This is a genomic window from Actinophytocola sp. (assembly GCF_035942955.1).
In the GTDB taxonomy this organism is placed as follows: domain Bacteria; phylum Actinomycetota; class Actinomycetes; order Mycobacteriales; family Pseudonocardiaceae; genus DASYTH01.
On the sequence record NZ_DASZCQ010000254.1, the window covers coordinates 1 to 12,364 of the forward strand.

At 71.9% G+C, this 12,364-nt stretch carries 14 protein-coding genes; 6 read left to right on the plus strand and 8 right to left on the minus strand.

The features are described 5' to 3' along the window. Window positions 1-159: 159 nt before the first annotated feature. Window positions 160-552: a sigma-70 family RNA polymerase sigma factor gene (locus VGX25_RS26140; protein WP_326920555.1), complete on the minus strand. Its 393-nt coding sequence runs from the start codon at window positions 550-552 to the stop codon at window positions 160-162. An 87-nt stretch (window positions 553-639) separates the two neighbouring features. Here VGX25_RS26140 and VGX25_RS26145 point away from each other — a divergent pair, with 87 nt between their 5' ends. The 4 genes from VGX25_RS26145 (at window position 640) to VGX25_RS26160 (ending at window position 3,531) form a co-directional block, all read left to right on the plus strand. Beyond that, a complete protein-coding gene (locus tag VGX25_RS26145) occupies window positions 640-1,776 on the plus strand; it encodes a sensor histidine kinase (RefSeq protein ID WP_414635968.1) in 1,137 nt (378 codons plus the stop codon). Window positions 1,777-1,871: 95 nt separating this feature from the next. Beyond that, entirely contained in the window at window positions 1,872-2,555 is a 684-nt protein-coding gene (locus tag VGX25_RS26150; RefSeq protein ID WP_326920557.1) for a DUF2306 domain-containing protein, read from the plus strand. Beyond that, on the plus strand, window positions 2,552-3,004 hold the full coding sequence (locus VGX25_RS26155; protein WP_326920558.1) for an NAD(P)-dependent alcohol dehydrogenase: 453 nt from the start codon (window positions 2,552-2,554) through the stop codon (window positions 3,002-3,004). The genes VGX25_RS26150 and VGX25_RS26155 overlap by 4 nt, the downstream gene beginning before the upstream one ends. After that, window positions 2,980-3,531, plus strand: a complete 552-nt coding sequence (locus VGX25_RS26160) for an NAD(P)-dependent alcohol dehydrogenase (protein WP_326920559.1) — start codon at window positions 2,980-2,982, stop codon at window positions 3,529-3,531. The genes VGX25_RS26155 and VGX25_RS26160 overlap by 25 nt, the downstream gene beginning before the upstream one ends. Here VGX25_RS26160 and VGX25_RS35805 read toward each other — a convergent pair. The 4 genes from VGX25_RS35805 to VGX25_RS26175 are packed head-to-tail and all read right to left on the minus strand — an operon-like array spanning window position 3,518 to window position 7,594. After that, window positions 3,518-3,601, minus strand: coding sequence for a BBE domain-containing protein (locus VGX25_RS35805; protein ID WP_414635971.1), 84 nt, complete (start codon window positions 3,599-3,601; stop codon window positions 3,518-3,520). The genes VGX25_RS26160 and VGX25_RS35805 overlap by 14 nt on opposite strands. Before the next feature lie 46 nt (window positions 3,602-3,647). Then, window positions 3,648-4,076 (minus strand): PGPGW domain-containing protein, encoded by a 429-nt coding sequence (locus VGX25_RS26165; RefSeq protein ID WP_414635970.1) that lies wholly within the window; start codon window positions 4,074-4,076, stop codon window positions 3,648-3,650. A gap of 12 nt (window positions 4,077-4,088) precedes the next feature. Continuing rightward, a complete protein-coding gene (locus VGX25_RS26170; protein WP_326920561.1) occupies window positions 4,089-5,357 on the minus strand; it encodes a glycosyltransferase in 1,269 nt (422 codons plus the stop codon). After that, window positions 5,354-7,594 carry a glycoside hydrolase domain-containing protein gene (locus tag VGX25_RS26175; protein WP_326920567.1) on the minus strand — a complete coding sequence of 747 codons (2,241 nt, stop codon included), beginning with the start codon at window positions 7,592-7,594 and terminating at the stop codon, window positions 5,354-5,356. Before VGX25_RS26175 ends, VGX25_RS26170 begins: the two co-directional genes overlap by 4 nt. A 120-nt stretch (window positions 7,595-7,714) precedes the next feature. Here VGX25_RS26175 and VGX25_RS26180 point away from each other — a divergent pair, with 120 nt between their 5' ends. Continuing rightward, on the plus strand, window positions 7,715-8,923 hold the full coding sequence (locus VGX25_RS26180; RefSeq protein WP_326920562.1) for a hypothetical protein: 1,209 nt from the start codon (window positions 7,715-7,717) through the stop codon (window positions 8,921-8,923). 9 nt (window positions 8,924-8,932) lie between these two features. Here the strand turns inward: VGX25_RS26180 and VGX25_RS26185 are convergent, their stop codons facing one another. After that, window positions 8,933-9,367, minus strand: coding sequence for a hypothetical protein (locus tag VGX25_RS26185; RefSeq protein ID WP_326920563.1), 435 nt, complete (start codon window positions 9,365-9,367; stop codon window positions 8,933-8,935). A gap of 139 nt (window positions 9,368-9,506) precedes the next feature. Next, entirely contained in the window at window positions 9,507-10,793 is a 1,287-nt protein-coding gene (locus tag VGX25_RS26190) for an SGNH/GDSL hydrolase family protein (RefSeq protein ID WP_326920564.1), read from the minus strand. Window positions 10,794-11,102: 309 nt separating this feature from the next. On the opposite strand from VGX25_RS26190, the gene VGX25_RS26195 reads away from it, so the two are divergent. Beyond that, window positions 11,103-11,822: a S1 family peptidase gene (locus VGX25_RS26195; RefSeq protein WP_326920565.1), complete on the plus strand. Its 720-nt coding sequence runs from the start codon at window positions 11,103-11,105 to the stop codon at window positions 11,820-11,822. 18 nt (window positions 11,823-11,840) lie between these two features. On the opposite strand, the gene VGX25_RS26200 is transcribed toward VGX25_RS26195, so the two are convergent. Next, window positions 11,841-12,317, minus strand: a complete 477-nt coding sequence (locus VGX25_RS26200) for a hypothetical protein (RefSeq protein WP_326920566.1) — start codon at window positions 12,315-12,317, stop codon at window positions 11,841-11,843. Window positions 12,318-12,364 lie beyond the last annotated feature (47 nt).

The following is a 12,364-nucleotide window of genomic DNA, read 5'->3' on the forward strand; positions in this document are numbered from 1 at the left end:
GCCACGGTCGCCGCCGCGGCCACCGGGGTGGGGATCGCGGCCCGGATGGCCCAGGCGCGCTGGGCCCGCCGACGGCGCAGCGTGCGCAGCAGGTCCGGCGCCGCGTGCAGGTCGGCCAGCTCGCGCCGCAGCGCCTCGCCGAGCGCCCGGCCGTACTGCTCATCGGTGAGCATGGGGTACCTCCAGGGAGTTGGGCTCGTGGTCGTCGGCGAGCAGGCACCGCAGCCTGGCCAGCGCCCGCGACGTGTACGACTTGACCGTCCCGGCCGAGCAGCCGAGCAGCTCGGCGGTCTGCTCGACGGACAGGTCCTCGAAGAAGCGCAGCACGACGACCTGCCGCTGGCGGACGGGCAGCTGGGCGAGGGCCCGCACCACCACCCGGCGCTCGGCCACCCGCTCGTACCCGGCGTCGACGGTGCGCAGGACGTCCGGGTCGGGCGGCATCGGTGCCTCCCGCGGCCGGCGGAACAGCCGCCTGATCCGGTCCCGGGACAGGTTCACCGCCGTCGACCTGCCCTCGACGAACGCCTCGAAGCTGGGATCTACCCGCATGCCCCTCACAACGCCACCCCGGCCGGGCCGGTTGCCACGGCGGAGCTCGTACTTTGGGCCGATCAGGAGTGGCCCCGCTCTCGTACCATGGTTCGGGTGCACGAGCTGCTGCGGTCCGTCTGGGACGAGCCGCGCCCGGCGAACGCCCCACCGCCGGCCTGGCGGGACTGGGCGTTCGTGGGCGTGCTCGCGGTGGTCGCGGTGCTCGAGGGGGTGCTGCGCACGGACCTGCGGTCGCCGGTCGTCTCGACGGTGGTCGCCGTCGGGCTGCTGCCCACGTTGCTGTGGCGGCGGACCCGGCCGCTGCCGACGATCGCGGTCGCGTTCGGCGTCTGCGCGGTGGTCCCGGTGCTGACCGGCAGCGAGCCCGAGCTGAACGTGATGGCGTTCATGCTGATCCTGCCGTTCTCGTTGTACCGCTGGGGGTCCGGGCGCGAGGCGGTCCTCGGTTCGGTGATCATGCTGGCCAAACTCGGCTTCTCGCTGGCGCTCGGCACGGTCACCCTTACCGGGGGACTCGGCGGGGTGTTCCTGATCTCCACGGCGTGCGCCCTCGGCGCGGCGCTGCGCTACCGGGTCAGGGCGCGGATGCGCGAGCTCGACCAGGCCAAGCTGCTCGAACGGGAACGGCTGGCGCGCGACCTGCACGACACCGTGGCCCATCACGTCTCGGCCATGGCGATCCGCGCCCAGGCCGGCCTCGCCACGTCGGACGCGGAGCCGGGCGCCGCGGTCGACGCGCTGCGGGTGATCGAGTCCGAGGCGTCCAGGGCGCTGGCCGAGATGCGCACCATGGTCCGCGTCCTGCGGCAGAACGAGGCGGCGGACCTGAGCCCGAACCCGCGCGTCGCCGACCTCGAGCGGCTCGCCGGCCGGGCACAGTTCGGTCCGCCGGTCGACGTGGAGATCGTCGGCGACGTGGAGGACCTGCCCCCGTCGGTCGGGACCGCGATCTACCGGCTGGCCCAGGAATCGGTCACCAACGCCCGGCGGCACGCCCGGCACGCCACCCGGATCGAGGTCCGCGTGGTCGCCGACGACCGGGCGGTGCACCTGCGGGTCAGCGACGACGGCGAGCCCTTCACCCGCCCGGCCGGGGCGCAGGGGCACGGGCTGATCGGCATGATCGAACGCGCCGGCCTGCTCGGCGGCACCTGCGAGGCCGGCCCGAACCCCGACCGCGGCTGGACCGTGACCGCCACCCTTCCGCGCACGGCCGGGTAGCCGAAAGTACGACTCCCGGCCCGGCCGTTCGGCCGGGCGAATCGCGGCCCATCGCCCGATGAGCCGGCACCGTCCCGGCGGCCACGATCTGGGGCATGACGACGACAGCGCTTCGGCGCGGCAGCCCGCCGAGGCGGGGCTGGCGCGTGCCGGCCGGGCTGCTCTTGCTCGGTTTCATCCCGGTGCTCGCCGGCGCCTTCCGCCTCACCCAGCTGGGCGGCGGCGCGGAGATCACGCCGGCCAACGAGCGGTTCTTCGCCACACCCGGACCCGTGGTGGTGCACATCGTGGCCGTCAGCGGGTATGCCATCCTCGGCGCCTTGCAGTTCGCCCCACGGTTGCGCGCCCGGCGACGCGGTTGGCACCGGGTGGCCGGACGGCTCGTGGTCCTCTGTGGACTCATCGGCGCGCTGTCCGGTCTGTGGCTGACGCTGTTCTTTCCCCGCCCCGACAACGTCGGCGATCTGTTGACCGCCGTCCGGCTCGTGGTCGGTTCGGCCTGGATCCTGTTCCTGGTCCTCGGTTTCACCGCGATCCGCCGCCGGGACGTCGCCGGGCACCGCGTCTGGATGATCCGCGCTTACGCCCTCGCCATGGGCGCCGGCACCCAGGCGGTGACCCAGGTGCCCCTGATCGTGGCCGTCGGCGAGCTCGACCGGCTCGGCAATGCCCTGGCGATGTCCGCCGGCTGGGCGATCAACGTCGCCGTGGCCGAATGGCTCATTCGCCGCCGCCCGTCCCGTCCCGTACGAAACACAAAACCCTTGGAGGCACGATGAAAGCGATCATCCAGGACCGGTACGGCTCCCCCGACGTGTTGGCGCTCAAGGAGGTTGACCGCCCGGCGCCGGCGGACGGCGAGGTGCTCGTCCGGGTGCGCGCGGCCACGCTGAACGCTCGCGACTGGCACGTCATGCGCGGCGACCCCTACCTGGCGCGCCTGCTGATGTCGGGCCTTCGCCGGCCGAAGGTGCCGATCCGCGGCACGGACTTCGCCGGCGAGGTGACGGCGGTCGGCCCGGGCGTGACCCGGTTCCGGCCGGGCGACGCGGTGTACGGCGAGGCCGACGGGGCGTTCGCCGAGTACGTGTGCGCGCCCGAGGGCGTGGTGGACACCAAACCGGCCAACCTGACCTTCGAGCAGGCGGCCGCGCTGCCGCTGGCGGCCAACACCGCGCTGGTGGGCCTGCGCGATCGTGCCCGGTGCGGCCGGGTCAGCAGATCCTGATCAACGGCGCGTCCGGCGGGGTCGGCACGTTCGCCGTGCAGGTCGGCAAGTGGCTCGGCGCCGAGGTGACCGCCGTGTGCCGCGCCAGGAACGTGGAGCTGGTCACCTCGCTCGGCGCGGACCACGTCATCGACTACACCCGGGACGACTTCACCCGCGACGCGGGCCGCTACGACGTCGTGTTCGACCTCGTCGGCAACCACTCGCTGACCAGGCTCCGGCGCGCGCTCAAGCCCGGCGGCACGGTGCTGATCTCCGGCGGCGGCGTGTCCACCGGCGGCAGCCTCATCGGGCCGATGGGCCTCGCCATCCGGGCGATGCTGGTGGCTCCCCTCGTCCGTCGTCACCGGATCCTGACCGTCGACGCCCGGCCCGGCCCGGAGAACCTCGCCACGCTGCGCGAGCTCGCCGAGGCCGGAACGCTCGTCCCGATCATCGACCGGACCTACGAGCTCGGCGAGGTGCCCGACGCGATCCGCTACGTCGAGGACGAGCACGCCCGCGCCAAGGTCGTCATCGTCGTGTGAGCAGGCGGTCCGGGTCGTAGGCGCGTTTGATCCGGGCCAGGCGGGCGAGGTTGCCGCCGGGTGCGGGCATCCGGACACCTCCCCACGGCGCCGAACCCCGGTGGCTCGGCGGTACCTCACCTACGCCGAGCGGCGACCTTCCGGTGGCTCCAGCCGAGCAGTGCCAGCAGCAGGATTCCGGACAGGATCAGGCTTGATCCGGTGCTCCAGCCGGGCAACGGCAGCCAGGGCACGACCCGCAGACCCCAGAGAATCCCGGCCGCGATGAGGGCAAGGCCGCACAGGATCGACCCGGCCAGCCGCACCGGCGAGGACACGCTGTCCTCCGCGGCCTTCAACGCCCGGTCCCGCGCGGGGTCCACGTAGCGCTCCAGCGCGGGAAACTCCGACGCGAGGATCAACAGACCGGCGAGCACCAGCAGCAAACCCGGTCCGGGCAGCACCAGCAGCGCGACGCCGACCAGGAGGACCACTCCCCCGATCACCGCGATCGTCGCGCGCTTGAGATGCCTTCCCGCCGCCACAGTGTGGACATCATGCCGCATCCGGCGGCTTCGCTATCCCGTCAGGGCCATGGACGTCTCGAACAGACCGTCGAACACCCGGGCCCGGTCGAAGGACAGGGCGAACGTGCGGGCCCGGTCGGCCATGAGCTGCCGTTCCTCGGGCGGAATGTCCAGCACCGCCCGGTCGATCGCCGCGGCGAGCTGCGCGACGTTCCCGGCCTCGACGATCAGCGCCGTGTCACCGACCGCCTCGCCGACGCCGCCGGTCGTGGTCGTGATCACCGGTCCGCCGCCGGCGAGCATCTTCTCGGCCAGCGCGATACCGAAGGTTTCGACGAAGTCCGCTTCCGGCTTGGTCGGCAACGCGTACGCCGCGCAGCCGTTCATCAGCATCGGCTTTTCCTCGTCGTCCACATCGGTCAGGAAGACGACGCGGTCGTCGGTTCCGGCGAGCTCCCGGACGTGCTCGAGGGCGGGGCCGGTGCCGGCGACCACGAGCCGGCACCGGGACCGCGCCCGGCACCGGGCGAACGCGTGCACCAGGTCGTCGACGCCTTTGGCCAGCGCCACCCTGGACAGAAACAGCACGTAGCCGTCGCGTTCCAGGCCGCGCCCGCGCAGCGTGGCGTCCACATGCGACGGATCGAGGTCCAGGTACGCCGAGGTGTCGATCGGCGGGTAGCTGACCGACACCCGGCGCCGGCACTCGTCGGCGAACCGGGTGCCGCAGTGCGCGTCGACGGCGCCGGCGGCGGCGATGATCTCCTGCCGGGTGTACTCCGACACGGCGATCACCCGGTCGTTGGCCAGGAACCGGGTGAACAGGACGATGGCCGCCCCGAACCGCCGCTCGTGCAGGCAGGAGCGGATCACGTTGGTGACGTCCGAGCCGACCGCCTTCGCGATCGTGTGGACGTCGGGCGTGTAGCCGGCCGCGCGCACCGCGTCCACGGCGTCGCGCACCACGGCGTCGTGCGGCGCGAGGTACATCGACAGGCAGGTGGTCGGGACCGGTTCGGCCAGCAGCTCGACCAATCGCCCGGTGAGCCCGGCAAGGTACCGGCCGTCCGGCACTCGGTAGTCGCCGACCGGCTCTGGCCGCTCCACGGTGATTCCCTTGCTGTAGGGCATGATCCGGTCAAGCGGCTTGAGCGGCAGGCCCGCCGCTTCCAGGACGGGGATCGGCCAGGTGAGCAGCCGCACGTCGGCGAAGCCGCGGGTGAGCGCGACCTCGGCCAGGTTGCGGGCCTCGCCGGAGTGGCCGCAGATGACCGGGTCGGCCCGGACCACGATGATCAGACGGCGGCTGGGCCAGGTCACGTCCGGGCCCCCTTCCCGAGCGGGTCGGACAGCGACGGCGGCAGGATCTTGCGCCCCCACTCCGACGGTTCCGGGCCGAGCTCGAGGAGCAGCCGGCCGCCCGCGTGCACATCGGACGCCCGCAGATGCGCCGCGTCCAGCGGGTTGCCGTTCAGCCGGGCGGCCCGCACGTACTGCGGTGGCGGGACCGTGTCCAGGCCGTCCGAGCTGATCGACGTCTCGCGGTGCCCGCGGGTCTCGACGACGAACTCGCGGTCCCCGACGTGGAGCGTGGCGCGCCGGAAGGCGGGCGCGTTGACCAGGAACAGGCTCTGCCCGGCGACCGGGAACAGTCCCAGCGAAGCCCAGACGTACCAGGAGCTCAGCCCGCCGGAGTCGTCATTGCCGGGCAGCCCACCGGGGCCGGTGCCGAACTGCCAGGTCAGCGCCGCGTGCACGATCTCGGCCGTGCGGTCCGGCCGGCCCGCGTAGTGGTAGGACCAGGGCGCCTCCATGTCCGGCTCGTTGTTCAGCCCCTCGAACCGGTTCAGCGCGTAGCCGGCCGCCATCTCCGCCGGGTCGGGCCGCGTGCCTGGCTGCGTCACCCGCGGCGCGCCGTAGCCGAAGAACGCGTCCAGCATGGCGACGAACGCGTCGGGCCCGCCGGCCAGCGCGATCCGCGCGGCCATGTCGTGCAGCAGCCGGAACGAGTAGTTCCACTTACCCCCCTCGTAGAACGACGAATCCCGCAGCAGGCCGGTGGCCGGGTCGAACGCGTTGGACCACAGGCGGCTGCGCGCGTCGAGGTCGTCGGCGAGCTGGACGTCGTGCAGGGCCCTGGCGACGCCGGCGGTGCAGTGGTAGGCGTAGGCGAGGTCGAGGGTGTGCGAGATCGGGTGCACGACGCCGTGCTCGTAGAAGTCCTCGCCGTACATCCGGCGCAGGTCGTCGTGCATGTGCACCAGCGCCCAGGCCCAGTCGAGGTCACCGATGCCGAGGGCGTGCACGTCGGCCAGCGCGGTGTGCACCAGCGCGCTGGCCTGCCGGAAGAACCGGTCCGCGCCGCGCGCCATCCGGTACCCGATGGGGAAGTTGCCCTCCTCCTCGCAGACCCGGATCAGCGACTCCAGCAGGTCGACCGCCCGGTCCGGGCGGATGGCCGTGAGCAGCGGCAGCTGGGTCTTGTAGATGTCCCACATCGTGCAGACGTCGAACACGAACGGCCCGTCGCTGGGCCAGAACGGGCTCTCGTCGTCGGCGAAGCACGGCTTGATCAGCGAGTGGTACATGGCCGTGGCGAACACCTGCCGCCGGGCCGGCGACCCGCCCTCGATCTCGACCCGGTCCAGGTGCTCGCGCCACCGGGCCCTGGTCTGCACCCGGACGCTGTCGAACACCGACACGCCCTTGCCGCGCTCGCGGTACAGGTTCTCCCTGGCCTGCTCGCAGCCGCGCAGGGAGAAGCCGATCTGCAGCTCGACGACGCCGTGCCCGGCGGCGGTCGGTCCCATGTAGAGCAACCCGAACGGGCGCAGCGTGGTCTGCCTGATGCGGTCGAAGTCGAGCCGGGTGCCGCCCTCGATCAGCCGGCGGTCGTGCCAGAGCATCTGCCGCCAGCCGGGGCTGTCGATCTCCAGGTACACCGACAGCGGCACGCCCTCGACGACCACGGTTCCCTGGGCGCGGCCGCTGCCGAGGCTTTCCACGTGCGCCCGCAGCGGCACCGTGCGGCCGAGGTCGATGGCCAGCCCGCCGCAGGACAGGTCGACGACGACCCTGGCGTTGCGGTGATCGGGGAAGGCGAACCGGTGCACGGCGACCTTGGTGCCGACGGTGACCTCGCAGCGGATGCCGCTGTCGAGCGTGGCCGCGTAGTACCCGGCCTCGGCGATCTCGTCGTGCAGCGCCCAGGCCCGGCCGAGGTCGTCAAGCGGCTGCACCATCGGCGTCACCCGCACGTAGTTGTAGTACTTGCGGATCGCCCCGGTGCCGGACTGCTGGAAGTGGGTGAACCCGGACGCCTGCAGCTGGTCGAACATCACCTCCGGCACACCCTCGGTGTTCTTGGCGTAGCGGCCGTACCCGGTCGGGTAGGCGCCGGAGTACGCGCAGGCCGACACCATGCCCAGCGGGGACGTCGCCCCCGGATGGGTGTTGCCGACCTGCGGTTTCGGCCACCACCAAGTGGCCGCCAGCCCCTGCGCCGCGGGCAGTGAGGTGGCAGCCGTGCCGATGAAGGGATCAATCTCGTCGAGGATGACGAGACCCTAGTCAGCGCGGGCGTCGCGTTGGTTTCGGTGACGTGACATTAAGACGCACCCCCGGTGCCGCGATTATTGACATGGCGCGGCTTCTGCGAGCGGGCGTACGGTGAACGAATGGGGATCAAGGGGATCAAGGGGATCAAGCATCTTGTTGTCGTCGCGGCGATTTCGCTGTTGGCCGTGGCATGCGGGTCGTCACCGGCCGCGAACGACGCGGGGGGATCGGCCACCGGCGAGGGGGACGGCCACGGTCACGGCGCCGCGCCGCCACCGCCCGCGCCGCTGCGCAACGGCGAGCGGTTTCAGGAGATCGGCCTCGAGCGGCCGTACCAGCCAACGCCGCCGCAGGGCGGCACGGACGAGTACCGGTGCTTCCTGATCGACCCGAAGCTCACCGAGGCCACGTACCTCACCGGGACCCAGTTCCTGCCGCAGAACGCCGAGATCGTGCACCACGCGATCCTCTACCGCGTCGCCCCCGCCCAGGTGGTGCGCGCCAAGAACCTGGACGCCAGGACCGAGGGCGACGGCTGGCAATGCTTCGGCGGCCCCGGGATCTCCGACGGCGCCGGCCGCGGTGACGGTGGCGGCGACAGCTGGATCGGCGCCTGGGCGCCCGGCAACAACGAGACCCTGATCGGCGAGCTGGCCGGGTATCCGGTCGAGCCGGGCACCCACATCGTGCTCCAGGTGCACTACAACCTGCTGGCCACCGACGGAAAGCCCGGTCCGACCGACCAGTCGACGGTGCGCCTGCGCATGATCTCCGGCACGGCGGACGTCACGCCGCTGCACACGATGCTGGCCACGGCCCCCATCGAACTACCGTGCACACCCGCGGAATCCGGACCCCTGTGCGACCGCACCGCCGCGATCGAGGACCTCGTCAAGCGCACCGGCGTCCAGGCCCGCCAGACGGTCCAGGCGCTCGACGCGTGGTGCAACAAGGGCAAGGACCCGGTCCCCGGCCCCACCCAGCACTGCGACCTCCCGATCCAGAAACCGGCACTGCTGTACGCCGTCGCACCGCACCTGCACCTGCTCGGCCGGTCCATCTCGGTGGAGCTCAACCCCGGCACCCCGGGCGCCCGGAAGCTTCTGGACCAGCCCGTGTACAACTTCGACGACCAGTCCAGCCAGCCGCTGCCCCAGCCGGTCACCCTCAACCCCGGCGACACGATCAGGATCACCTGCACCCACGACGCCGCCCTACGCTCCCAACTCCCCCAACTCAAAATCCTCAAACCCCGCTACGTCGTCTGGGGCGACGGCACCAGCGACGAAATGTGCCTGGCCATGCTGATCGCCACGAACAAGGTCTGACCGCGGCCGTCACCCGGCGTTCCAGGCGGGGCGGGGGTCGGGGATGCGGCGGAGCTGGGCGCTGCCGAACCTGATCACGGGTGTGCCGGCGACGCCGCCGGCGACGGTGATCTGGACCGAGCAGTGCGCGGGGGCGTCGGCGGCCGTGGTCCGCACGGGATGGGTCGCCGGCCAACCGGTCCAGTAGCTGTTCGGCATGAGCTCGCCGGTGATCGGCTGGGAAGGCTGGGACGAGTTCTTCCTGTGGTGCGAGCGGCTCGGCATCCGCCTCGACCAGTCCCGCGGTCCCAGCAAGCAGGGCAACGTCGGCTTCCCGTTCGGCACCCGCCACCTCGCCCGCCCCGTGGCCGGCACGCTCGACCGGCTGATCGACGTGCTCACGATGCCGTTGCACACCCAGGATCTGTGGTTCTTCGCGCACGCACCGGTGCGCGACGTCATCATCGACGAAACCCTTGCCCGCCACGGAGTCGCGCATTTCCTGTGCCACGGGGCCAATCTCAACGGCCGCCCGGCCGCCCGGGCGGCCGTGCTCGACCTGTCGGGCACCCCGGCCGGGGGAACCCCGGGCTCGGCTGTTCGGCTAGAGGGTGCTCAGGTCGATGGCGGCCGCCATGGCGCAGAAGCCGGCGTCGTTGGGGTGCAGCCGGTCGCCGCCGTCGAACTCGGGGCGGAGCTGGTCGGGGTCGGCGGGATTGGACATCACCGCGTCGAAGTCGACGACCGCGTCGAACTCGCCGCCGGTGCGGATCCACTCGTTGACCCCGTCGCGGACCCGCTCGATCTCCGGTGTCCACAGACCGTAGGTGTCGTCCTTGAACGGCAGCACGGTGGCGCCGATGATCCGGATGCCGCGGGAGTGCGCGAGGCCGATCAGGGCGCGGAAGCCCTCGATCAGGTCCGCCGCGGTCAGATCGGGGTGGCCGGCGCCGCACTCGCTGGTCGGCAGGCTCATCGACAGCAGGTCGTTGGTGCTGTCCAGCACGATCACCGTGCGCACCCGCGGCTCGTCGAGCACGTCACGGGGGAACCGGTCAACGGCCTTCTCGCCGAAGCAGGGCGAGTCGTCAAGCAGCCGGTTGCCGCCGATGCCGGCGTTGAGCACGCCGAGCGGCCGGCCCGCGGCCACGAGCCGCTCGGCCAGCTCGTCGGGGTAGCGGTTGTCGGCGCCGGGCGTGGAGAACGCCCCGTCGGTGATCGAGTCGCCGAAGGCCACCACCGCGTCGCGCCGCGCGTGGTGCCGGCCGATCACGTCCACCCCGGTCAGGTAGTAGAAGGACTGGGTGGTCTCGTCGAAGGCGGCGCCGCTCGCGTCGAACCGGTGGTCGCCGTCGGCGCGGTAGGTCGGCTCGAAGCTGAACAGGTGGAACGTCGCCGGGCCGGTGGGCTCGGCGAAGTACACGGTCACCGCGAGCCGGTCCAGCGGCGCGGTGAGCAGCGGCGCGGCGTCGCTGACCGCCTCCCGCCCGGCCGGGATCACCGTGGCCGGCGAGTGCCGGAACGTCAGCGGCCGCAGCGAGCCGGGCCGCACCGTGCCGCCGTCACCGGCCTTGCCGATCGACGCGCCGGTCACCCGCATCGGCTTCGTGCCGTACACGTTCGACAGTCGGATGCGGACGGCCGATCCGCCGGTGCTGACCCTGGCCACCTGGCGCACGGAGTGGTCGGCGAAACCGTCGACCGACCAGTTCGGTTCGCCGAAGCCCACGAAGGGCTCCTGCATGGACGTGGCCCACGCGCCCGTCCAGCCGCCCCGCGACCCGGAGGACGGCTCCGCGGCCGCCGGCGCGGCCAGCGGCCCGAGCAGCGTCGCGAACAGCGCGACGACGGACAGCGTTCGTCGTGATCGGCTTCGGTTCGAGGATGGCACGAGTCGACTCCCAGGCTGGAACGTTCGGTTGACGGACCGGACGCTACCGGCAGGGGCCGACAACCGGGGAAACGCGCGTTGCGCATCACGGTCACGCCCGCATGGCATCACCGCGGTACGCCCGGCGCGGGCCCGTGCCACCATCCGACGCGCCCGTTCAGCGGAACCAGGTACTCCGAAGTATTCACTACCTTTGGCTGGCCCGTCCGCACGGGAATTACTTGCGCCTTTTCACCCTTGTCAGCGCCACATTCGGGTGGCAGAGTTGCGCGTTCCCGATCACCCTGCCGCAGAATCGAGAAAGCGCCGATGAAGACGGTCCGATTCGCCCTGGCCATCGCCGGGGCATTGCTCACCGTGCCCCTGTTCGCGCCCGCCGCCTCCGCCGCGCCGCCGCCGGACCCCGGCGTCACCCCGATGATCATCGACGGCCGGCTGGCGACCAGCGGGCCGTGGGCCGCCCGGCTGTTCCGCGACGGCCAGCAGTTCTGCACGGCGACGATCATCGCGCCGACCTTCATCCTGACCGCCAAGCACTGCGTCGACGTCCCCGCCACGTACACCTTCCGGATCGGCAGCCTCGACCAGACCAGCGGCGGCACCCTGGCCACCGGCGTCGCGTTCAGCAGCCACCCGGTCGCCGACATCGCGGTCGTCCGCCTTGACCGCAGCGTCGCCGCCACCTACGCGCGGCTCGGCACCACCTCCGACGTCGCCGTCCGCCAGACGGTCCAGATCTACGGCTGGGGCGCCACCTGCACCAACCAACCGGAGATCAACTGCCAGTCCCAGTTCCTCAAGGTCGCCGACGTGCGGGTGCAGACCCTCAACGGCAGGGACGCCTTCGGCGGCATCGCCATCGGCGCGCGGCGCATCGACGGGATCGCCGCGGGCGGCGACTCCGGCGGCCCGATGTTCAGCGGCGACCGGCAGGTCGGCGTCGCCTCCACCAGCGACCGCGACCGGCGCACCTTCTACACCAACGTCACCCGCTACCGCGGCTTCATCCAATCGGTGGCCGGCGTCTGACCCCGCCCCGCCGGCGGCTCAGGCCTGGAAGCCCAGCGCGGCGACGAACGCGTGGTCGCGTGACCGGTGGGACAGCCGGACGACCACGAAGTCGTCGTACAACCCGGGTGGCACCCGCGTGTCGATCCGGACGCGGACGCTGACGAACATCGGCGAGGACCTGCCGGCCAGGTTGATCGGGATTTCCTGGCGGTTGTCGTCCGCGCTGGTGAGCCGCTCGGTGGCCAGCACGGTCTCCTGGAATTGATTCGGCGCGCCGGGGTCCTCCTCGTACAGGGTCACCGTGATCAGGTGCCCCGGATAGCCGGCGAACGTCTGGACGTTGTCCGTTTCCACCACCAGGCGCGTGGTGTCCGCACCGGCCGGGTCGATCTTTCGCAGGGTCACCGGGAGCTCGGTGGCCAGGCCGGAATAGCCGGCATCGCCGAAGACGCCGGCTTCGTCGCCGAGGTGGATGCGTCCCTGCCAGATCAGTTCCGATTCCCGGCTGAGCATGAATCTCCTCATGTGAAAAAGGGGTGGCCGCGCGTGCCGAACCGTAC